Genomic DNA, 22,017 nt, shown 5'->3' on the forward strand with positions numbered 1-22,017 from the left:
TGGTCAAGGCACCGGATTTTGATTCCGGCATGCGAGGGTTCGAGTCCTTCCTCCCCTGCCAAACATTCCCGCAGTTCCCGCCTCCAGCAGCAGGTGCATGATGAGCAGCCATGACGGCCTGATGGTTTTTACTGGCAACGCAAATCCGGCGCTTGCACAGGAAGTCGTCAAAATTCTCGGCATCCCCCTCGGCAAAGCAATGGTCAGCCGGTTTTCCGACGGCGAGATCCAAGTCGAGATTCAGGAAAACGTGCGCGGCAAGGACGTCTTCGTTCTGCAATCCACGTGCGCGCCGACGAACGACAACCTGATGGAACTGATGATCATGGTCGATGCGCTCAAGCGCGCGTCGGCGGGTCGGATCACGGCGGCCATCCCCTACTTCGGCTATGCCCGTCAAGATCGTCGCCCGCGTTCGGCGCGCGTTGCGATCTCGGCGAAGGTCATCGCCAACATGCTGGAAATCGCGGGCGTCGAGCGGATCATCACGATGGATCTGCACGCCGATCAGATTCAAGGCTTCTTCGATATCCCGGTCGACAACATCTACGCAACGCCCGTGCTGCTCGGCGATCTGCGCAAGCAGAACTACGACAATTTGCTCGTCGTGTCGCCTGACGTCGGCGGTGTCGTGCGCGCCCGCGCGCTCGCCAAGCAGCTCAATTGCGATCTGGCCATCATCGACAAGCGTCGGCCGAAGGCCAACGTGGCCGAGGTGATGAACATCATCGGCGAAGTCGAAGGCCGCACCTGCGTGATCATGGACGACATGGTCGATACGGCGGGTACGCTGTGCAAAGCCGCGCAAGTGCTCAAAGAGCGCGGCGCGAAACAAGTAGTGGCTTATGCGACGCACCCGGTGCTGTCGGGCGGCGCCGCCGAGCGCATCACGAATTCGTCGCTCGACGAGCTCGTCGTGACCGACACGATCCCGCTGAGCGATGAAGCGCGCGCATGCGCGAAAATCCGCTCGCTCTCGTGCGCGGGCCTGCTGGCCGAAACGTTCTCGCGCATCCGCCGCGGCGATTCGGTGATGTCGCTGTTCGCGGAAAGCTGAAGCACCCACGTCATTACGTCGTATGCGCCGAAGGCGTCGCGTCATGCGCGGCGGATTCGGCAACTAGGCGCGATTCGGTCAACGAAACGCGCCGTTTTCGTCTGGAGCCCAACGTGTCGCGCCATGTGGTCGCGACGTGCGGAAGGCTCCGTTTCACTGCCTGGTCGCGGGCAGTTATTGGAGATTGGATATGAAAGTCGTCGCTTTCGAGCGTAGCCTGCAAGGTACGGGTGCGAGCCGCCGCCTGCGCAACTCCGGCAAGACGCCGGGGATCGTGTATGGCGCAGCCGCTGAACCGCAACTGATCGAACTCGATCACAACGCGCTGTGGCATGCGCTGAAGAAGGAAGCTTTCCACTCGTCGATTCTCGACCTCGAAGTGGCCGGCAAGGCCGAGCGCGTTCTGCTGCGCGACGTGCAATATCACCCGTTCCGCCAGCTCGTGCTGCACGTCGACTTCCAACGTGTCGACCCGAACAAGAAGCTGCACACGAAGGTGCCCGTGCACTTCATGAACCAGGAAACGAACCCGGCCGTGAAGCTCGGCGGCGCGATCATCTCGCACGTCGTGACCGAAGTCGAAATCGAGTGCCTGCCGGGCGACCTGCCTGAGTTCGTCGAACTCGACCTCGCGAAGGTCGAAGCCGGCCAATCGCTGCACGCGAAGGACATCACGCTGCCCAAGGGCGTTTCGCTCGTCGCGCACATCGAGAGCGAAAACCCCGTGATCGCATCGGCTGCAGTGCCGGCCGGCGCCACGGCTGCTGAAGCCGCTGCGGAAGGCGAAGCGCCCGCCGCGTAAGCGCGACCGTCTCGCTATCCTCTCGATCCGTTTCAATGGAACGGACGACGTGACCCGCCGCGGCTTGCCCGGCGGGTTTTTTTTTCGTCATGTCTCACTCCTTGTTTTCGGGCCGCATCGCCGGCAACCAAGCATGATCAAGCTCATCGTCGGGCTCGGCAATCCGGGCGCCGAATACACGGCAACGCGGCACAACGCCGGCTTTTGGCTCGTCGATCAGCTCGCGCGCGACGCCGGCGCCACGCTTCGCGACGAGCGCCGCTTCCACGGCTTTTACGCGAAGGCGCGCCTTCACGGCGAAGAAGTTCACCTGCTCGAACCGCAAACCTACATGAACCGATCGGGACAGTCGGTCGTGGCCGTGGCGCACTTCTTCAAGATCTTGCCCGACGAGATCCTCGTCGCCCACGACGAGCTCGACCTGCCACCGGGCGCGGTGAAGCTCAAGCTCGGTGGAGGAAGCGGCGGGCACAACGGGCTCAAGGACATTTCAGCCCACCTGTCCTCGCAGCAATATTGGCGGCTGCGGATCGGCATCGGCCACCCGCGCGATCTGATTCCCGAAAGTGCCCGTGCGGGCGCCAAGCCCGACGTCGCGAATTTCGTGCTCAAGCCACCGCGAAAGGAAGAACAAGAGGTGATCGATACGGCAATCGAGCGCTCGCTCGCCGTCATGCCGCACGTGGTGAAGGGGGCGCCCGAGCGCGCAATGATGCAGCTGCACAGCGCCGGGTAAGGGCGACCTAGCCCTAGAGACGACCTAACGGACGAACGGGCCCGTACCCCCGTATCGCCGCTCGAGGCGCCGCTTGTGGCGCCTTTATTCTTTGCGCGCCGCCTCTTTCGCCGCTACGAGCACGTGGTATTTGGCGAGTAGGCCTTCGGGCGTCTCGACGTGTTGCGGATCGTTGGGAATGCATTCGACAGGGCAGACCTGGCGGCACTGCGGTTCGTCGAAGTGGCCGACGCATTCCGTGCACTTCGCGGGGTCGATCACGTAGATCTCCGGCCCCATCGAAATCGCGTCGTTCGGGCACTCGGGCTCGCATACGTCGCAATTGATGCACTCGTCGGTAATCATTAAAGCCATGCTGTCACCGGAAAAACGGTCTCGAACGAAGCGCGGCGAAATCGCCACGCAAAGTCGATATTTTACGCCTGGCTTGCGCCCGCGTCCGACGCGCGCCGGAACGGGCCATTCGACCGCGCGCGATCGCCTACGGCCGTGAAGCGGAACCCTGGGTCATTTCGGCGACCTTGTCCGTCAGCCACTTTTCGACCGAAGGGAATACGAACTTGCTGACGTCGCCGCCTAGCTGGGCGATCTCGCGCACGATCGTGCCCGAAATGAACTGATACTGATCGGACGGGGTCATGAACATCGTTTCGACGTCGGGCAGCAGATAGCGGTTCATGCCGGCCATCTGAAACTCGTACTCGAAATCGGACACGGCGCGCAGCCCGCGCACGATCACGCGTGCATTGTTCGCCCGCACGAAATCCTTGAGCAAGCCTTTGAAGCTCATCACTTGCACGTTCGGATAGTGGCCCAGCACTTCCTGCGCGATGTCGAGCCGTTCCTGCAATGTGAAAAACGGCTTCTTGTTGCGGCTATCGGCCACACCGACGACCAGCGTGTCGAAAATGCTCGACGCGCGCCGAACGAGGTCTTCATGACCGCGCGTAAGCGGATCGAACGTACCCGGGTACACGGCGACTACCATCGACCATCTCCTGTCATCATCCTGATTGGGACGCGAGCATGCGTTCGCTGCGATGCCGCCGCCATGACGCGGTCCGTAGCGGCCGGCGTCTATTGCTCTTGGAAACGCGCATTATTCATCATTTTCGCGCTGCAGCAAATGGTAGTGTACGGCCCCGGCTTTCCCTTGCCTTACGATATGCCAACCGGTAAGTGCGGCGATGCTTTCGAGCGCGAGCGGCTCGCCCGATTCCGCATACAGATAGCCCCCTTCGGCCACGAGCGGCGCGGCCGCGTCGAGCGCACGCGTCAAGAGCCCCTCCCCGAAGGGCGGATCGAGAAAAACGACCTCGAACGCGTTCGGCGGCAAGCCCGCCGCGAGCCTCATGCCGTCCGCCTCGACCACTTCCACCGCCTGTGCCGAAAGCCGCTCTCGGATCTCGCGCAGTTGCCTGGCCGCCTTCGCATTGCGCTCGACCATTAGGACACGGGCGGCGCCGCGCGAGGCGGCTTCGAACCCGAGCGCGCCCGTGCCGGCGAACAGATCGAGACAGCGCCAGCCCTCGAGCCGCTGGCCCAGCCAATTGAACAGCGTTTCGCGCACGCGATCGGGCGTGGGCCGCAAGCCTTCCAGGTCGAGCACCTGCAAGGGAGTGCGCTTCCAATCTCCGCCGATGATGCGAACGGTGTGCGGCTTGCCGCGGGCGGGGGCCGCGCTTGACGCGCGGGAGACTTGCGAGGAACGGGACATACGGGCAGGCTCGATGGCGAACGATGAAAACGGTGAGGCGTGGCGGGGCGATCCCGCGCTAGATGCGACGGCCAACGTTACCACAGCCCACGACGCGTCGTTCGAGCGCGCGAGAGCGCGGCCGGCGCGCCTGGTAAAATAGCGCGTTCGAGCGCAATGCCGCCAATGCCGCATTAGCCGGTCCGCCGCGGCGCATGCGCGGCCGCGCGCCATCCTTTGCCGCCGAAGGCAGTTCGCCACGGCAACCATCACGGCACACCATGTTCAGCTTTTTCAAACGATTCAAAGGCGGCAAATCCGCCGACACCGCGCAGGAACCGCAAGTCGCGGACGCGCCGCAGCCCGGCCATCGGGAGGCCGTACCCGAGGCGCCCGCTGTGCCATCGACGTCCGTCGCGCCCTCGGCGCCTGAGCCGACTCGCGCGGCCGAGCCGATCGAGCCGATTGCTTCGCCTGCCCCGGCCGCGCCCGCGGTGTCGCCGGCCCCTACCGCCCCTACCGCCCCAGCTGCTGCCCCCGCCGCCGCCCAGCCGAGCGTAGCCGCACCGAGCGCCGCGACGTCCGCCGTCGCCGTGGAGCCCGAGACGCTGGACGAGCAGGACTTCGAGGAAATCGTCCCCCCGCCCGCGCCCGAACCCGCGCAAAAGCAATCGTGGCTCACTCGTCTACGCACGGGTCTATCGAAGACCAGCGCCGGCCTCACGGGCATCTTCGTACGCACGAAGATCGACGACGAGCTGTACGAGGAACTCGAAACGGCGCTGCTGATGTCGGATGCGGGCGTCGAGGCAACGGAATTCCTGCTCGGCGCGCTGCGCGAGAAAGTCCGCACGCAGCGCCTCACCGATCCGCAGCAGGTCAAGAGCGCATTGCGCGAGCTCATCGTCGGTCTGCTCCAACCGCTCCAAAAATCTCTGATGCTCGGCCGCGCTCAACCGCTCGTCATGATGATCGCGGGCGTGAACGGCGCCGGCAAGACGACGAGCATCGGCAAACTGGCCAAGCACCTGCAGCGCTTCGATCAATCGGTCCTGCTGGCGGCCGGCGACACCTTCCGCGCCGCCGCGCGCGAGCAGCTGGCGATCTGGGGCGAGCGCAACAAGGTGACGGTGGTCTCGCAGTAAAGCGGCGATCCGGCCGCCGTCATCTTCGATGCGGTGAGCGCCGCGCGTGCGCGCAAGATCGACGTCGTCATGGCCGATACGGCCGGTCGCTTGCCCACGCAGCTGCATTTGATGGAAGAGCTGCGCAAGGTCAAGCGCGTGATCGGCAAGGCTTTCGACGGCGCGCCGCACGAGGTGCTGCTCGTCATCGACGCCAACACCGGACAGAACGCGCTTGCACAGGTCAAGGCATTCGACGACGCGCTATCGCTGACCGGGCTCATCGTCACGAAGCTCGACGGCACCGCCAAGGGTGGCATCTTGGCCGCGATCGCACGCCAGCGCCCGGTGCCCGTCTACTTCATCGGTGTAGGCGAGAAAGTCGAAGATCTGCAGCCCTTCAACGCCGAGGAGTTCGCCGACGCGCTGCTCGGCTGAGCCCCTCCCCACCGGCGCGCGCGCCACGTGGTCGCGGCGCGCGGCGATCTTCCGATCCGCCTTATTCGGCGTCGGGCTGCCGTCCGGGCGCCGCGCGCTCGAATGCGTCGAGCCGCATCGCCTCGTCGTAGAGGCGTTGAATCGTCGGGTAAGGCTGCATGTCGACGTTGAAGCGCATCGCGTTGAACACCTGCGGCACGAGCGCCAAGTCGGCCATCGTCGGCGCATCGCCGAACACGAACTTGCCCGTGCGCGGATCGCCGGCAAGCGTCGCTTCGAGGACGCTAAAGCCGTTGTCGATCCAATGCTTGTACCAGGCGTTCTTCGCATCGTCCGTCACGCCGAGGTCATGCTTCAAATACTTGAGCACGCGCAAGTTGTTCAGCGGATGAATCTCGCAGGCGATCTGCAGCGCGATCGCGCGGACATAGGCGCGGTCGGCGGGCGCGCTCGGCAATAACGGCGGGTTCGGGTGGGTCTCTTCAAGGTACTCGATAATCGCGAGCGACTGTTGGAGCACGACGCCGCCGTCGACGAGCGAGGGCACGATGCCGTCGGGACAGACGCGCCGGTAGTCCGCCTGCAGTTGCTCGCCGCCGCCGCGCAGCAGATGCACGGCGGCATACTCGTACGGCAGGCCCTTGAGATTGAGCGCGATCCGCACGCGATAGCTCGCCGAACTGCGGAAATAGCTGTAAAGCTTCATCGGTCGTTTCCTATGCAATTGCGTCCGCGTTGCGTCAGGCGACGCGCACGCTCAACTCGCCCAAGCCTTCGACGCCGCCCGTCATCAGGTCGCCGCGCACGACCGCGGCAACACCCTCGGGGGTGCCCGTGAAGATCAGATCGCCGCTCTTGAGTTCGAACAGCGTCGACAAATAGGCGATCGTCTCCGCCGTCGACCAAATCAATTGCGATACGTCGGAACGCTGCCGGTCCGCGCCGTTCACCTTTAGCCAGATCGCGCCGCGCTCGATATGCCCGACCCGCGATACAGGGTGGATCGGGCCAAGCGGCGCCGAATGATCGAAGCCTTTGGCGACGTCCCACGGACGCCCCATCTTCTTGGCCTCGGCCTGCAAATCGCGCCGCGTCATGTCTAGGCCGAGCGCGTACCCGTAGACATGGTCGAGCGCCCGATCGACGGGAATGTCGCGCCCATCGCGCCCGATCGCAACGACGAGTTCCATTTCGTGATGCACGTCGTTCGTGCGCGACGGATACGGAAATTCGCCTGTCTCGCCCGGCGCCACGTAGACGACCGCGTCGGCCGGCTTCGTGAAGAAGAACGGCGGCTCGCGGTCGGGATCGTGGCCCATCTCGCGCGCGTGGGCTGCGTAATTGCGCCCCACGCAATAGATGCGTCGCACCGGGAATTTTTCACGCTCGCTGGCGGCGTCGACACTTTCGGCCACCGGCACGGCGACGATCGGCGTGGGGGCAAACACATACTCCATCGCTTTCTCCTGTTCCTTCTTCCTGTGAGCGAAAATGGAGTGTATCGCGCCCACGCGAGCGCTTGCCAGATCGCCGGCAATGCGGTACTCGTTGGTTTCGCCTTTTCTCGAACGTCGCCCTCGGCGTCTGCCCGCAAGCCCTATGACCGAACCCATCGCCGCCGAGCCGTTCCCCTGCGCCCGCTTCATCAAGGAAATCGGGCGCGGCCCGCATGGCGCCCGCGCGCTTTCCGCGCAAGACACCTATTCGCTCTACAGCGCGATGCTGGCGGGGCGCGTGTCCGATCTCGAACTCGGCGCGGTCTTGCTCGCCTACCGTCTCAAGGGCGAAACGGCCGACGAACTCGCCGCCATGCTCGCCGCCGCCCAGGCCTCGATCTCTCCCATCCGCGTGGCCGGCCCCGTTTCCGCCGTCTCGATTCCGAGCTACAACGGCGCGCGCAAGCAGCCGAACCTCGTCCCCTTGCTGGCCCTGCTACTCGCGCGCGAAGGCGTGCCCACGCTGGTGCACGGCGTCACGGACGATCCGGGCCGTGTGACGAGCGCCGAGATTTTCGCGTGCCTGGGCATCGCGGCCGCCGCATCGCATGCCGACATCGAATCGGCATTGGCGGGGCGCCGCCTCGCCTTCGCCCCGGTGGAAGTGCTCGCGCCGAAACTCGCCCGCCTGCTCGGGTTGCGTCGCGTCATGGGCGTGCGCAATTCCACGCATACGCTCGTGAAAATTCTGCAGCCGTTTTCGCCGGCCGGCCTGCGGCTCGTCAACTACACGCACCCGGCGTACCGCGACAGCCTCGCCGAACTGTTTCTCGGCCACCCCGAGGCCGCCGCCGGCGGCGCCCTGCTCGCGCGCGGCACCGAAGGGGAAGCGGTGGCGGACACGCGCCGCCAGGTGCAGATCGATTGGCTGCACGACGGCGTCGCCGACACGCTCGTGGCGCCGGAACGCGCCTCGCCGGACGAACCCGCCCCCGAACTGCCGGCCGGGCGCGACGCGCAAACCACCGCCCGCTGGATCGAATCCGTGCTGGCAGGCCGCGCCCCCGTGCCGCCGACGCTTGCGCGCCAGGTGGAGGAAATTTCGCGCATCGCCCGCGCGGCAGGCGCGCCCTAGACGGCCGCCGCCGGCTCGCGCCCCTTGTTCGCCTCGCCTTCGACTACGCGCGCTCGCAGTTGACAGCGCGCCGCACGCTGTCATAGAGTGCGCTCTATGTGTTCGATCCAGAACCCCCTCCGAATTACCTCCGGCCGCCTAGCGCGGCCCCTATCGCTACGTCTAGCGTAAGCCAGGCGTAGCGCCGCGCGCCTCGCGCGGTCCTCCAGCAGCATCCCGAGCCGTTTTCGTTTCACCCCAAACCGCAGTTCCTTCTACAACCCGTAGTCGTCAGCATTTGGCCGAGTACCGCTCGGACGAATCGCGAGACCGCCGACGTGGCAGCAACGCGTCAGGCAAGTTGAGCTAGCCGCTCGATCAGCCGCGTTTTCGCAGACGACCCGACGAACCGAGGTCCGTCCATGCTTCGCAACCCCGCCGCAAAGTACCGCCCCTTCCCGCCCGTGCAGTTGGCCGGCCGCAGATGGCCGAATCGCACCATCGAACGCGCTCCGATTTGGATGAGCACCGACCTGCGCGACGGCAACCAGGCGCTGATCGAGCCGATGAGCATTGCGCAGAAACTGGAGTTCTTCGAGATGCTCGTCGCGATCGGGTTCAAGGAGATCGAGGTCGGCTTCCCCTCCGGCTCGCAAACCGACTTCGACTTCGTGCGTAAGCTCATCGACGAAAAGCGGATTCCCGAAGACGTCATGATCGAAGTGCTCGTGCAGTCGCGCGCCGATCTCATCGCGCGCACGTTCGAAGCGCTCGAAGGCGCCCCGCGGGCAATCGTGCACCAGTACAACGCGATCGCCCCGTCATTTCGGCGCATCGTCTTCAACGCGTCGAAGGACGACGTCAAGGCGATCGCCGTGGAAGGCGCCCGTCAAATCAAGCAGCATGCCGAGCGGCGGCCGGAAACGCACTGGATCTACGAATACTCTCCCGAGACGTTCAGCATGACCGAGCTCGCGTTCGCGCGCGAAGTGTGCGACGCCGTCAGCGCCGTGTGGCGCCCGACACCCGAGCGCAAGATGATCGTCAATCTGCCGGCCACGGTCGAAGCCGCGACGCCGAACGTCTTTGCCGATCAAATCGAATGGATGGACCGCAATCTCGCCTACCGCGACAGCATCGTGCTCTCGGTGCACCCGCACAACGATCGCGGCACGGCGGTGGCCGCCGCCGAGCTGGCGCTGCTTGCCGGGGCCGATCGCATCGAGGGCTGCCTCTTCGGCAACGGGGAACGTACCGGCAACGTCGATCTCGTTACGCTGGCGCTCAATCTCTACACGCAAGGGATCGATCCGGGGCTCGATTTCTCCGATATCGACGCCGTGCGCCGCGTCGTGGAGCGCTGCAATGCGATCTCCGTCCATCCGCGCCATCCGTATGCGGGCGAACTCGTCTTCACGGCGTTTTCGGGCTCGCATCAAGACGCCATCCGCAAAGGCCTCGCCCAGCAAAAGAGCGACGCAGTGTGGGAGGTGCCCTACTTGCCGATCGATCCGGCCGACGTGGGACGGGGCTACGAAGCCGTGATTCGTGTGAACAGCCAATCGGGGAAAGGCGGCGCCACCTACTTGCTCGAGCGCGGGCTGGGTTTCGCCCCGCCGCGCCGCGTGCAAATCGAGTTCAGCCACGTCGTGCAGCGCCTTGCCGACGATTCGGGCGCCGAAATCACGGGCGACGCGGTGTGCGCCCTCTTCGCGCGCGAATACTTCGAAATCGCGGGGCCGGCCGAGCGGGTGGAGTCGGCCGTGCGCTGGCGCCGGCGAGAGATCGCGCGAGTGGACGCCGCGGCGGGCTACGCCGAGGGCGAATCGTGGGTGAAAACGATTGCCGACGCCGTATCGGCGGCCGCGCGCCGGCGCGTCGAGATTTGCGATTACGAGACAGTGCGCACGAGCGACGGGCGCACGGCGGCTTTCGTGGCCTGCCGCATCGAGGCGGAGGGTGAGGCGGGCGGCCAGGCGGTGCGCTATGGCGTCGGCGTGCACGCGAACCCCGCCACCGCGGCGGCCGATGCGCTCGTGAGCGCCGTCAATCGATTGGAATGGGATCGCGACCAGGAGGACGAAGCGGCCGCGGCCTGAACGTGTTCGACGCAACCGGGCCCGCCCGCCACGAGTGGGCGGCGCCCCGCGAAGCGCTGTGCGTTCTACTCGAGCGCGCAGCGCGACGCGTGCCAGGCGACGAGGCGCCAATGACCGCCCTCTTGCGCTTGGATCGCCGTATACGCAATCGGAAATAGAAGCGCACCGTTGTTCGCCTCCATTTCGACGAGCGCACGCCCCGTCACGACGCAGGTGCCGCTGCCCACGGGGAGCACGTCCTGCGATTGCACTTCGATCTGCCGGTATCGGCGATGCCCGGTGGAGATCGAATCGATGAATTGCTGCTTCGTCTCGCGTTTGCCGTTCGTGTGAATGTAGCTCACGCTGTCCGACAGCAATTGATTCAGCACCGGCACATCGCCGTCCACCATCGCGCGAAACCGATCGCGCTCGAGCGCCCGAATCGCCTCGATCACCTTTGCCGCCATCGCTCAGTCCCCTTGCGACCGGCGCACGGGCGCCGACGTCAGAAGTTGTACTGCAGGTATAGCTGGGTGAAATTTATACCAGGATTCGGCTCTTTGATACCGGCATTCGACACGTGTTGGAAACGCGCGCCCGCCTGGTACTGCTGGTGCGCGCCAAACTGTGCGCCGATACCGACGGTTTCGGAGAACTGGAACGCCGTGGATAGCGTATAGGTATCGGTGATCGTCGGGTGCGAAAGCACGCGCACGCCGGCGCCGGCCTCGATGTACGGACGTATCGCTCCCGTGTCCTTGATGAACCGCACCATCGGCGTAACGCCCAACTCGTAGACATCGTTGTGGAACGCCCCTTCGTTCGCGTGCCAGTAGGCGAGGTGCGCCTCGCCGATCAGCGAAAAATGCCACCCGCCGATCTCCCACCAGTTCAGCCCCGGGTCCCACACGAACCCAAGGTCGACTTTCTTCACCTTGTGCTGAGCCACGCCCAGCGCGACCTGTGCGCCGAACCTATTCGAAGACGACGCGGGGGCTTCCTGTGCACTGGCCGTCGCGGCGGCGCAGACCAGAAGCACCGATGCCACGCACCGAACTGCCGTGGCCTTGAGCGGGATCAAATCGTTGTTCTTGTTCATCTCGATACTCCACCTGAAGGCGTTGCATGCCGATCGTCCCGCGCCAGTACCGCGGCAGCACCGCGCGGGGGTCGGATGATCTTACTTTGTGGGCCGCAAACGCAAAGGTACCGTTTCCTGCCAAACATTGTTCGCAAACCGCGACGACGATGCGTGAAAAGGATGTACGCGAGGCCGCATCGGCGTAAAATAAACTATTGAAACCATGTTTTTGATAGGGTCATGGAACTTCCTCTAGGGGCGCGACTCGAATGCTTAGCACTCTGCGAAAGGGAGTGCTAATATGCCCCGTACGGTGGTGTTCGTGACCGAGCAGTAACTGATTTACAAGGAGTTTCCTCACGTGAGCAACGCTATGACCCTTCCGAACTTGCTGAGCCCGGCGTCCGCTAAGGCCGCTTCGGCAGGTGCTCTGACGCTCGCGCCGTCGATGCTGCCCGGGCAGCTCGGCAACATCGACGCCTACATCCAGGCCGTCAACCGCATTCCGATGCTGAGCGCCGAGGAAGAACGCGAGCTCGCCACCGAGTATCGCCAGCGCGCGAGCCTCGAGGCCGCCCGCGGGCTAGTGCTCTCGCACCTGCGTCTCGTGGTGTCGATCGCGCGCAACTACCTCGGTTATGGGTTGCCGCATGCCGATCTGATCCAAGAAGGCAACATCGGTCTGATGAAGGCCGTGAAGCGCTTCGACCCCGAGCAAAACGTGCGCCTGGTGTCGTCTGCGATTCACTGGATCAAGGCGGAAATTCACGAATACATCCTGCGCAACTGGCGCATGGTGAAGGTCGCCACGACGAAGGCGCAGCGCAAGCTGTTCTTCAATCTGCGCAGCCACAAGCAAAGCTTGCACACCTTCACGCCCGACGAAATCGACGGGCTGGCGAAGGAACTGAACGTCAAGCGCGAAGAAGTCTCCGAGATGGAGACGCGTCTGTCGGGCGGCGATGTCGCGCTCGAAGGGCAGGTCGAGGACGGCGAGGAGTCGTTCGCGCCCATCGCCTACTTGGCCGATTCGCACAACGAGCCCACGGCCGTGCTCGCCGCGCGCCAGAACGATCGGCTGCAAACGGACGGCATCGCTCAAGCGCTCGAATCGCTCGATGCGCGCAGCCGGCGCATCATCGAAGCGCGCTGGCTCAACGTGGACGACGACGGTTCGGGCGGCTCGACGCTGCACGAACTGGCCGATGAATTCGGCGTGTCGGCCGAGCGCATTCGTCAGATCGAAGCCAGTGCGATGAAGAAGATGCGCACGGCGCTGGCCGAGTACGCGTAACACGGCTTAGCCGCACCGCAGGCCAGCTGGCCTGCCGGCCGTTGCATCGACCGTCCCGCACCCATCCCGCCGCGAGCGAAGCGGCGGGATTTTTTTTGCCTGCCTTCCGGCTTGCCACCCGCTTGCGCTTTCGAATTCCCGATGCGGGTCTTGAATTTTCGATCGGGCTGCGGTAATGCGCCGCGCCATTGTCGTAAGTCAAAGCCGCCCACACTCCCCCGCTCTACGATGGTGTCGACCACTTCGGTTGTTCGCCGCGCGGCCCCTCGGGGCCGATCGCATCCCAGGCAGCCCGAACGCGGCCGCCAATGGATCAACGCGACCAACGGGAATTCGAAACCATGCGACTCGTTCGCCCAACCAATGCCGCCCACGATCAGGGCGACGGTGAGGCCGCCGCACGGCGCCCACGCCCATCGTCGATCCGACATTGGGTGCGCGGCCCCACCTTCGCACGCGACATCGCACTCGTGCTGACGCTCAAAGTCGCGTTGCTGATCGGGCTCAAGCTCGCTTTCTTCAATCATCCTCGCGCGCCCGACATGAGCTTGCCCCCGGCCGATGTCGCCAGGGTTCTGCTTTCCTCTCCCGCCACTCGCGCGCCACAAGGAGTTGGCCATGCTCAGTAGTGAAGTTGTCGATCTGTCGCGCCTGCAATTCGGCGTCACCGCCCTTTATCACTTCCTTTTCGTCCCGCTCACGCTCGGCCTTTCATGGCTGCTCGTCATCATGGAAGCCGTCTACGTGATGACCGACAAGCCCGTCTACAAAGACATGACCCAGTTCTGGGGCAAGCTGTTCGGCATCAATTTCGCCATGGGCGTGACGACCGGCATCACGCTCGAGTTTCAGTTCGGAACGAATTGGGCCTACTACTCGCACTACGTCGGCGACATCTTCGGCGTGCCGCTGGCCGTCGAAGGGCTCATGGCGTTTTTCCTCGAATCGACGTTCGTCGGGTTGTTCTTTTTCGGCTGGACCCGGCTCTCGAAGGTCCAGCATCTCGTCGTGACATTCCTCGTGGCGCTCGGCTCGAACCTCTCCGCGCTCTGGATCTTGGTGGCGAACGGCTGGATGAACCACCCGGTCGGGGCCGAATTCAACTACGAGACGATGCGCATGGAACTGACGAGCCTGTTTGCCGTCATCTTCAATCCGATCGCGCAAGTCAAGTTCGTGCATACGGTATCGGCGGGCTACGTCACCGCTTCGATGTTCGTCCTCGGCATCTCGTCGTGGTACCTGCTCAAGCGCCGCGACGTCGAGTTCGCGCTGCGCTCGTTTACCGTCGCGGCCGGGTTCGGCCTCGCGTCGACGCTGTGCGTGATCGTGCTCGGCGACGAGTCGGGCTACAACACCGGCGAAGTGCAAAAGGTCAAACTCGCCGCGATCGAGGCGGAATGGGACACGGCCAAGCCGCCGGCCGCTTTCACGATATTCGGCATTCCTAATCAAGCGGAACAACGTACCGACTACGCGTTGCGCGTGCCCTATGCACTCGGGCTCATCGCCACGCGGTCGATCGACGAGCCCGTCATAGGATTGAAGGACTTGGCGCAGCAGAACGAAGCACGCATTAAAAACGGCATCCTGGCTTACGCGGCGCTTGAACAGCTCAAGCAAGGGAACACCTCCGCGGCCACCCGCGCCGCGTTCGACACCTACAAGGCCGACCTCGGCTACGGACTGCTGCTCAAGCCGTTGGCCCCGCATGTCACCGATGCGACGCCCACGCAGATCCATCGCGCCGCGCAAGCGACGATTCCGCCCGTCGCGCCGATCTTCTTCTCGTTTCGCTTGATGGTCGGCCTAGGCGTGCTTTTCCTCGCGACGTTCCTGTACGCATTCTGGCTCTGCGCCCGCCGCGGCGTACTCGACGAGCGCAGGCGCTGGTTTCTGCGCTGGGCGCTCTGGTCTATTCCGTTGCCCTGGCTAGCCGCCGAGTTCGGCTGGGTGGTGGCTGAGCTCGGGCGTCAGCCGTGGACGATCGCGGGCATCTTGCCGACGAACCTCTCGGTATCGAGCCTGTCGGCGACGGATGTCTATCTGAGCCTGGCCGGCTTCGCACTGTTCTACACCGCGCTCTTCGTCATCGAGATCACGCTGATGTTCAAGTACGCGCGCCTCGGGCCGGCCTCGTTGCATACGGGCCGGTATGAATCCGAGCCGCGAGCGGCGTCGCCGGTCACGAGCGACACGCCCGCATGAGCAGGCTCGGGCATCTCCGTCACTGATCGAACCAAGGACCATCATGGACTACGCAACGCTCAAAGTGATTTGGTGGGCGCTCATCGGCACGCTCTTGATCGGCTTCGCGCTGACGGACGGCTTCGACATGGGCACGGCCATCTTGCTGCCGTTCGTCGGCAAGACCGATGATGAACGGCGTATCGTCGTGAATACGGTCGGCGCCACTTGGGAAGGCAACCAAGTCTGGCTGATCACGGCAGGCGGCGCGATGTTCGCGAGCTGGCCGCTCGTCTATGCAGCATCGTTCTCCGGCTTTTACTTCGCGATGCTGCTCGTGCTCTTCGCGCTGTTTTTTCGGCCGGTCGGCTTCGACTATCGGAGCAAGCGCGCCGATCCGCGCTGGCGCGTCGCGTGGGACTGGGCGCTGTTCGCAGGCGGCTTCGTACCGGCGCTCGTATTCGGCGTTGCATTCGGCAATCTTCTGCAAGGCGCGCCGTTTGCGTTCGATACGGACATGCGCGTGACGTATCACGGCTCGTTCTTCGCCTTGCTCAATCCGTTCGCGCTCCTGACCGGCATCGTTAGCCTGTCGATGCTGGTCGCGCACGGCGCGGCGTTCGTCAAGATGAAGACGGACGGCGCGATCTCGGCGCGCGCCTCGTCGGCGCTGCGCATCGCGACGGTCGTTGCCTTGCTCGCCTTCGCATTGGCCGGCGCGTTGATCGCTACGTCGATCGTCGGATATCGCATCGAAAGCGCGCCGCCGTTCGACGCCGTCGCGAACCCGCTGCTCAAGACCGTCGATGCCGGCAAAGGTCTGTGGATGAGCAACTACGACCGGTTCCCGTGGATGACGATCGCACCCGCGCTCGGATTCGCGGGCGGCCTCGTGGCATTTGCCGTTGCGCGTTCGCGTTTCGAGAAAACCGCCTTCATCGCGACCGGCGCGATGATCGCGGGCGTCATTCTCACAGCGGGATTCTCCATGTTCCCGTTCATCATGCCGTCCTCGCTCGATGCCAAGAGCAGCTTGACCGTCTGGGATTCGACCTCGAGCCGCCTCACGCTCGAAATCATGCTCGTGGCCGTGATCGTGTTCTTGCCGATCGTTTTGGTCTATACGGGATGGGTCTACCGGGTCATGCGCGGCAAGGTCACGCAGGCTGCGCTCGAGCAGAACCGGCATTCGATGTATTGAGGCGGGCATGCGTCATGCGGCTTCAACGCTTAATTAGGAGGGACTAACCATGTGGTACTTCAGCTGGATTCTCGGTATCGGCGTCGCCCTGGGCTTCGGCATCATCAACGCCATGTGGCTCGAATCGAGGATGGAGAAAGCGCGGGGCGCGCACAATCCGCGGGGCCGATAACCGGCGCTAGCTGCATGCGCGACGACGCCGGTTCAACGTGCGGCGCGCAGGAAAACGGCGCCTAGACATGAGCCGACTTCGTGAGGTCGGACAGTTCAGTCATAGGCGCCGCTGTTTACTGCTTCGCTTCTCTAAGCTTCTCTATTCACACCGGCTGCGGCGAAGGTCCGCCCGCGGCGGGCAGGCGCGTCGACAGCTGCTGCGCGTAGCGCTGGGCGGCCGATCCGCAAACGATGTGGAACGTGTCGGCGGATACCCAGGCTACGTCCAGCGCGGCGAGGCGCTGACGGTCGACCGCGGACGGATCGCGTACGACGACGCGAAGCCGCGTCGATGCCACGGCGTCGAGCGCCGCCACGTTCGTAGCGCCGCCGAATACCGCAAGCCAACGCATCGGGTCCGGGTCCAGGGGGCCCGCAGCCGCGCCCCCTTGGCCTTCGGCCGCTGTCGCCGCCGCTGCGGGCGCCGCAGCCGTGGCTGACGTCGCGCCTCCGGCAATGACCGCACGCATTTCATCCGCAATCAAGTCGGCCTCGGGACCGATCACCACTTGCACATTGTGCGCATCGCGCTTGAGCACGCCGCGCGCACCGGCCGCCTTCAGCGCGGGCTCGGAGATCTTGCCGGAATCGACCACGGACAAACGCAGCCGCGTCGTGCAGGCATCGACGAGCGTCAGATTCTGCGCACCGCCCAAAGCGGCAATATAACGATCGGCGCGCGACGCGGCGGCGCCGGCTGTGGGCGCGACATAGCCGCCCGCGGCGAACGATTCGACCTGTGCTTCGGTCGTCGCCGGCTCGCGGCCCGGCGTGGCCATGTTGAACTTGCGGATGAACACGCGGAACAAGCCATAGTAGACGACGGCGTACACGAGCCCGATCGGAATCGCGAGCCACCCCTTCGTCGATAGGCCGTAATTGAGCACGTAGTCGATCGCACCGGCCGAGAAGGTGAATCCCAAATGCACGCCGAGCGCTTGGCAAATCGCGAGCGAAAGCCCCGTCAGCAGCGCGTGAATCACATACAGCACCGGCGCGAGGACCATGAAGCTGAATTCGACCGGCTCGGTCACGCCCGTCAGGAACGACGTCAGCGCCATCGAGAACAGCAGGCCGCCCACCATCGCGCGGCGCTCCTTCGGCGCTTCATGAAACATCGCCAAGCACGCGGCCGGCAGGCCGAACATCATGACCGGGAAGAAGCCCGTCATGAAGCCGCCCGCGGTCGGGTCGCCCGCGAAGAAGCGATGCAGATCGCCCGTGACCGCCGCGCCGCCGCCCGGGGGCGTGAACGTGCCGAACACGAACCAGGCCAGCGAGTTGATGATGTGGTGCAAGCCTGTGACGAGCAGCAGCCGATTCAGCGTACCGTAGACGAACACGCCCAGCGCGCCGGCCGTCGTCAGCCAGTGGCCGGTCGCGTCGATCGCGAGTTGCACGGGCTGCCAGACGTAACCGAACACGATGCCGAGCACCACGCACGCTAGCCCGGTGACAATCGGCACGAACCGTTTCCCTCCGAAGAACGCGAGGTAGTCGGGCAGCTTGATGTCTTTGTACCGGTTGTAGAGCATGCCCGCGACGATACCGGCGATGATGCCCGACAGCACGCCCATGTTGAGCTTGTCGTTTATGTCCTTCATCACGGCGACTTCGATCAGATAGCCGATCGCCCCGGCGAGCGCCGCCACGCCGTTGTTGTCTTTTGCGAAGCCCACCGCCACGCCGATGGCGAACAGCAGCGGCAAGTTGTCGAAAATCGTGCCGCCCGCGTCGGCGATCATCTTGATGTTGAGCACATCGGCCTGGCCGAGTCTCAGCAAGATGCCCGCGACGGGCAATACCGCAATCGGCAGCATCAGCGCCCTGCCCAGGCGCTGTACCTTTAGAAATGGGTTCGCATCCATTGAATCCTCCAGTTGGTCTTTCTCGTCGTTGATGCCGTCTTTCGTCTATCGTCGAAGTGCGATTTCGTCGTCCGTGGAATCGATTAGGAGTCCTAATCCAACGGCCAGATCTCGCGGCTTGCTGCTCTTACCGCCTGGGCCGAATCGAGCGCGAGCATATCGTTCGCGCGTTGTCGGCACAGTTGATAATCGAGGTTGCGCACACGCGCCTTGATACCGGGCACGGCGACGGGGTCCACCGACAATTCGGTGATGCCCAGGCCCACCAGCAATGGCACGGCCAACGGATCGCCGGCCAGCGCGCCGCACACGCCCACCCATTTGCCGTGCTTGGCCGCGCCTTGCGTCGTCTGATCGATCAGCCTGAGCACGGCCGGGTGCAAACCATCGGCCTGCGCGGCCAGATCGGCTTGGCACCGGTCCATCGCGAGCGTGTACTGCGTCAGGTCGTTCGTGCCGATCGACAGAAAATCGGCATGCCGTGCGAGCTGATCGGCCAGCAACGCGGCCGACGGCACTTCGATCATGACGCCGACCTGAATCGGATCCGTGCGGCCCAGGTCGCGGGCAAGATCGTCGATCCGCTTGCGCACGCGCACGAGTTCGCCCGCATCGGTCACCATTGGCAGCAGAATGCGCACCGAGCCGTGCGGCTGAACCGCGATAAGGCCGCGCAGCTGATCGTCGAGCAAGTCGGGGCGCACCTGGGCGAGCCGTATGCCCCGCAAGCCCAGCGCGGGGTTCGTCTCCGGCGGCAGCGTCAGGTAGGGCACTTCCTTGTCCGCGCCCACATCGAGCGTGCGGATGATCGCCGTGCGGCCTTGCAGGGCATCGACGATCGCCTGGTAGCTTTGGCGATGTTCGTCGGCGGTGGGCGCCGATTCGCGGTGAATGAACAGCAGCTCGGTCCGCAGCAAGCCCACGGCGTCGGCTCCGTTTTCCGTCGCGGTACGCGCATCGTCGATCGTGGCGATGTTCGCCGCGACTTCGATCGCGCGGCCGTCGCGCGTCGCCGCCGCTTCCTGCGACGTACGGCGATTCGCTTCGCGCACGCCGGCCAGGCGTTGGCGCTCGAGCCGCGCACGTTCGACGTCGATCTCGGTCGGCGCATATTCGAGCCGGCCGGCGCTCGCATCGACGACCACTTGCGTACCGTCGGGGATCGCATGCAAAGCGTCGCCCACGGCCACGAGCGCGGGTATGCCGAGCTGGCGCGCGATGATCGCGGCATGCGACGTCGCCCCGCCCGCCGCCATCACGAGCGCCGCCACGCGCGCGCGATCGAGCGAGGACAAATCCGATGGCGTGAATTCGGTGGCGGCGAGAATCGCTTCCTCGGGCAACGAGCGCGCCGCCGGGTTGGCATGGCCAAGCACGCGCAGCACGCGCTTTTCGATATCTCGTAAATCGGCGGCACGTTCGGCCAGCAGCATGTCTTCGACGTGAGTCAGCACGGCGATCTGCGCGCGGATCGCTTCGCGCCAGGCGAAGCCCGCGCTTTTTCCAAGGCTGATCAAGTCACGCGCCGCATCGACGAGCGTCGGATCTTCGAGCAAGACGCGATGCACCGCGAAAATGCCGGCCTCGCCGACCGCGCCGCGCGCCGACGCATCGCGCACGGTCGTATTCAGTTCTTGATCAACGACGGCGAGCGCGCGGTCGAGCATGCGACTCTCGGCCGCCGGCGTGCCGCTCGCCCGCTCGGGCGGGGCCAATTCCGCATCGTCCCACCGCACGAGCGTGCCCACTGCGATGCCTGGCGCAGCGCATACTCCGGCTAGCGTGTTGGGGTCGAGCGGAACGCCGGAAGGCCGCACGGCCGGCGCGGGCGAGTTCATGCGCGCAGGGGTTTCCTCGAGTTCGCCGTGCACTTCGCGCAGCAGCTCGCGGGCCACGGCGTCGACCGCTTGCGCCGCATCTCGGCCCGAGCCGACCACCTCCACGCTTGCGCCTTCACCGGCGCCTAGGCCGAGCAGACCCACGACGCTCTCGACGTTCGCGTGCCGGCCGCCGTGATGAACTTCGACACGCGCCTGCAAGCCGCGCACGGCTTCCCTCGCACGCGCCGCGGGACGTGCATGCAGTCCACCCGCCTGCGAGAGCGTGATCGTGCGGCTTGCCTGCACCTTGACTTCACCCGTGGCCTCGCCGGCCGCGCCGCCTCCTTGCGCCGCGGCGCCTTTCGCGCGCAGCACGAGCAGCGGGCTCACACCGGCCGTTACGCGGCCCGATGCGCGCTCCACGACGTCGAACGCGTCGGAATTGGCGATCGCGATGACCGATACGAGGCTCGGCGCTTTCGTGACGATCTCGTCCTGATTGAATTCGATCAGCACGTCGCCGGCTCTCACATGAGCGCCTTGCGCCACCTTCGCCGCGAACCCTTCGCCGCCCAGTTCGACCGTATCGATACCGATATGAAGCAGGATTTCGGCGCCTTCCCGCGTTTGCAGCGTGACCGCGTGGCCCGTGCGCGCCAGATGCGTGACGAGACCGTCGCACGGCGCGAGCAGCCGGCCATCGAGCGGATCGACGGCGATGCCGTCGCCGAACATGCCGCCCGCGAAAACGGGATCCGGCACGTCGGCGAGCGCCACCACGGGCCCCGTCAACGGCGCGAGCAGAACCACCTTGTCCGGGGATTGATTCATTAATCGGGACTCCTCAGCACGTTCCATCCGCATCTCTCGCTCAGTAAGTTTCGGTGATCTTGTTCAAATGGCGCGGCGCGTCGGGATCGCGTCCGCGCGCGGCCGCGAGTTCCGCGGCCATCACGTAGAAAGTTTGGATCGCCGCGATCGGCTCGAGCGCCGCATGGCGGCTCGTCGCTAGCGGAAGCTGCGCCGCGCTCACATCGTCAGGCGCGGCCAGCAAGACGCGCGCGCCGCGCGCGCGCATGTCGGCGGCCAGCCCGATCAAGCCCTCCTGCTCGGGCCCGCGCGGTGCGAAAACGAGCAGCGGATAGTCGCGGTCGATGAGCTCCATCGGCCCATGGCGTACTTCGGCGCTCGAGAACGCTTCGGCTTGAATACCCGACGTCTCCTTGAGCTTGAGCGCGGCTTCTTGAGCGATCGCGAGGCCAAGGCCGCGACCGATCACGATCATGCGCTCGACGCCGCGCAGCGTATCGACGGCGGACGACCAATCGAGCGCCGCTGCTTCGTGCAACGTGTCGGGCAGCGAGCGCAGCGCGTCGAGCAGCATCGGATCGCGCTGCCAGTACGCGACGAGCTGCGCCGAGATCGACAGCATGGCGATATAGCTTTTGGTGGCCGCGACGGAGCGCTCCACTCCCGCCAACAACGGCAGTTGCCATTCGCAGGCGTCGGCGAGGGGCGATTCGGGGGCATTGACCGCGCTTACGGTCCGGGCGCCGGCGGCGCGCAGCGCCGTCATCGTATCGACGAGATCGGGGCTTCGGCCCGATTGCGAAAACGCGATCGCCAGCTCGCCCTCCACACGCAGCGGCGCCGCTTGCAGCGTCGCGATCGACATCGGCAGCGAAGCGACGGGCACGCCGATGCGGCTCATCGCCAGGCTCGCGAAATAGCTCGCCGCGTGGTCGGAGCTGCCGCGCGCAACGGTCAACGCGACATGGCAGGGCTTGGCGGCCAGCACGGCGGCCAATTGCTCGACGCGTGCGCTGTCGTCGCACTGCGCCTTGACGACGGCGCTCGCGGCGAGCGCCT

At 65.1% G+C, this 22,017-nt stretch carries 20 protein-coding genes and 1 pseudogene; 11 read left to right on the forward strand and 10 right to left on the reverse strand.

The genetic code is table 11. From position 1 onward, the window contains the following. Positions 1–100: 100 nt before the first annotated feature. The 3 genes from ACTHNR_RS26330 to pth all read left to right on the forward strand — a co-directional run bounded on the left by ACTHNR_RS26330 (position 101) and on the right by pth (position 2,595). On the forward strand, positions 101–1,057 hold the full coding sequence (locus ACTHNR_RS26330) for a ribose-phosphate pyrophosphokinase (protein WP_440551770.1): 957 nt from the start codon (positions 101–103) through the stop codon (positions 1,055–1,057). Positions 1,058–1,247: 190 nt separating this feature from the next. After that, positions 1,248–1,859, forward strand: a complete 612-nt coding sequence (locus ACTHNR_RS26335; protein WP_440551729.1) for a 50S ribosomal protein L25/general stress protein Ctc — start codon at positions 1,248–1,250, stop codon at positions 1,857–1,859. Between the two features lie 133 nt (positions 1,860–1,992). Then, positions 1,993–2,595 (forward strand): aminoacyl-tRNA hydrolase, encoded by a 603-nt coding sequence (gene pth / locus ACTHNR_RS26340; RefSeq protein WP_440551731.1) that lies wholly within the window; start codon positions 1,993–1,995, stop codon positions 2,593–2,595. Between the two features lie 84 nt (positions 2,596–2,679). Here the strand turns inward: pth and ACTHNR_RS26345 are convergent, their stop codons facing one another. The 3 genes from ACTHNR_RS26345 to rsmD all read right to left on the reverse strand — a co-directional run bounded on the left by ACTHNR_RS26345 (position 2,680) and on the right by rsmD (position 4,312). Further along, positions 2,680–2,949, reverse strand: coding sequence for a YfhL family 4Fe-4S dicluster ferredoxin (locus ACTHNR_RS26345; RefSeq protein WP_440551733.1), 270 nt, complete (start codon positions 2,947–2,949; stop codon positions 2,680–2,682). A 127-nt stretch (positions 2,950–3,076) separates the two neighbouring features. Continuing rightward, the gene (gene coaD, locus ACTHNR_RS26350; protein WP_440551735.1) at positions 3,077–3,583 is read right to left on the reverse strand and encodes a pantetheine-phosphate adenylyltransferase; all 507 of its coding nucleotides are present in this window, start codon (positions 3,581–3,583) and stop codon (positions 3,077–3,079) included. 111 nt (positions 3,584–3,694) lie between these two features. Beyond that, a complete protein-coding gene (rsmD, locus tag ACTHNR_RS26355; protein ID WP_440551737.1) occupies positions 3,695–4,312 on the reverse strand; it encodes a 16S rRNA (guanine(966)-N(2))-methyltransferase RsmD in 618 nt (205 codons plus the stop codon). Positions 4,313–4,572: 260 nt separating this feature from the next. On the opposite strand from rsmD, the pseudogene ftsY reads away from it, so the two are divergent. Further along, positions 4,573–5,853 (forward strand): annotated as a pseudogene (gene ftsY / locus ACTHNR_RS26360) (signal recognition particle-docking protein FtsY). Between the two features lie 61 nt (positions 5,854–5,914). On the opposite strand, the gene maiA reads toward ftsY, so the two are convergent. Continuing rightward, on the reverse strand, positions 5,915–6,559 hold the full coding sequence (gene maiA, locus ACTHNR_RS26365; RefSeq protein WP_440551739.1) for a maleylacetoacetate isomerase: 645 nt from the start codon (positions 6,557–6,559) through the stop codon (positions 5,915–5,917). A 34-nt stretch (positions 6,560–6,593) separates the two neighbouring features. Beyond that, a complete protein-coding gene (locus tag ACTHNR_RS26370; protein WP_440551741.1) occupies positions 6,594–7,310 on the reverse strand; it encodes a fumarylacetoacetate hydrolase family protein in 717 nt (238 codons plus the stop codon). Positions 7,311–7,452: 142 nt separating this feature from the next. Here ACTHNR_RS26370 and ybiB point away from each other — a divergent pair, with 142 nt between their 5' ends. Further along, positions 7,453–8,424, forward strand: a complete 972-nt coding sequence (gene ybiB, locus ACTHNR_RS26375; RefSeq protein ID WP_440551743.1) for a DNA-binding protein YbiB — start codon at positions 7,453–7,455, stop codon at positions 8,422–8,424. A gap of 401 nt (positions 8,425–8,825) precedes the next feature. Further along, a complete protein-coding gene (leuA, locus tag ACTHNR_RS26380) occupies positions 8,826–10,502 on the forward strand; it encodes a 2-isopropylmalate synthase (protein WP_440551745.1) in 1,677 nt (558 codons plus the stop codon). Between the two features lie 65 nt (positions 10,503–10,567). On the opposite strand, the gene ACTHNR_RS26385 is transcribed toward leuA, so the two are convergent. Together ACTHNR_RS26385 and ACTHNR_RS26390 are read right to left on the reverse strand one after the other, a co-directional pair. Next, entirely contained in the window at positions 10,568–10,951 is a 384-nt protein-coding gene (locus ACTHNR_RS26385) for a nuclear transport factor 2 family protein (RefSeq protein ID WP_440551747.1), read from the reverse strand. Between the two features lie 38 nt (positions 10,952–10,989). Next, positions 10,990–11,583, reverse strand: a complete 594-nt coding sequence (locus ACTHNR_RS26390) for an acyloxyacyl hydrolase (RefSeq protein WP_440551750.1) — start codon at positions 11,581–11,583, stop codon at positions 10,990–10,992. A gap of 343 nt (positions 11,584–11,926) precedes the next feature. Here ACTHNR_RS26390 and rpoH point away from each other — a divergent pair, with 343 nt between their 5' ends. From rpoH to cydX, 5 genes are all read left to right on the forward strand, one after another. Next, complete coding sequence (gene rpoH, locus ACTHNR_RS26395) at positions 11,927–12,859, forward strand: RNA polymerase sigma factor RpoH (protein WP_440551752.1); 933 nt, start codon at positions 11,927–11,929, stop codon at positions 12,857–12,859. Positions 12,860–13,167: 308 nt separating this feature from the next. Continuing rightward, entirely contained in the window at positions 13,168–13,488 is a 321-nt protein-coding gene (cydP, locus tag ACTHNR_RS26400; RefSeq protein WP_440551755.1) for a cytochrome oxidase putative small subunit CydP, read from the forward strand. Continuing rightward, a complete protein-coding gene (locus tag ACTHNR_RS26405) occupies positions 13,478–15,067 on the forward strand; it encodes a cytochrome ubiquinol oxidase subunit I (RefSeq protein ID WP_440551757.1) in 1,590 nt (529 codons plus the stop codon). The genes cydP and ACTHNR_RS26405 overlap by 11 nt, the downstream gene beginning before the upstream one ends. A gap of 43 nt (positions 15,068–15,110) precedes the next feature. Next, positions 15,111–16,247 (forward strand): cytochrome d ubiquinol oxidase subunit II, encoded by a 1,137-nt coding sequence (gene cydB, locus ACTHNR_RS26410; protein WP_440551760.1) that lies wholly within the window; start codon positions 15,111–15,113, stop codon positions 16,245–16,247. Between the two features lie 49 nt (positions 16,248–16,296). Further along, the gene (cydX, locus tag ACTHNR_RS26415) at positions 16,297–16,419 is read left to right on the forward strand and encodes a cytochrome bd-I oxidase subunit CydX (RefSeq protein ID WP_440551762.1); all 123 of its coding nucleotides are present in this window, start codon (positions 16,297–16,299) and stop codon (positions 16,417–16,419) included. Between the two features lie 145 nt (positions 16,420–16,564). Here the strand turns inward: cydX and nagE are convergent, their stop codons facing one another. The 3 genes from nagE to ACTHNR_RS26430 all read right to left on the reverse strand — a co-directional run. Next, positions 16,565–18,328, reverse strand: a complete 1,764-nt coding sequence (gene nagE, locus ACTHNR_RS26420; protein WP_440551764.1) for an N-acetylglucosamine-specific PTS transporter subunit IIBC — start codon at positions 18,326–18,328, stop codon at positions 16,565–16,567. A 92-nt stretch (positions 18,329–18,420) separates the two neighbouring features. Then, positions 18,421–21,006, reverse strand: a complete 2,586-nt coding sequence (gene ptsP, locus ACTHNR_RS26425) for a phosphoenolpyruvate--protein phosphotransferase (protein WP_440551766.1) — start codon at positions 21,004–21,006, stop codon at positions 18,421–18,423. 13 nt (positions 21,007–21,019) lie between these two features. Continuing rightward, a partial coding sequence (locus ACTHNR_RS26430) for an SIS domain-containing protein (protein WP_440551768.1) occupies positions 21,020–22,017 on the reverse strand: 998 nt, incomplete at its 5' end.

The sequence above is a fragment of the Trinickia sp. genome (assembly GCF_051954495.1).
GTDB lineage: Bacteria > Pseudomonadota > Gammaproteobacteria > Burkholderiales > Burkholderiaceae > Trinickia.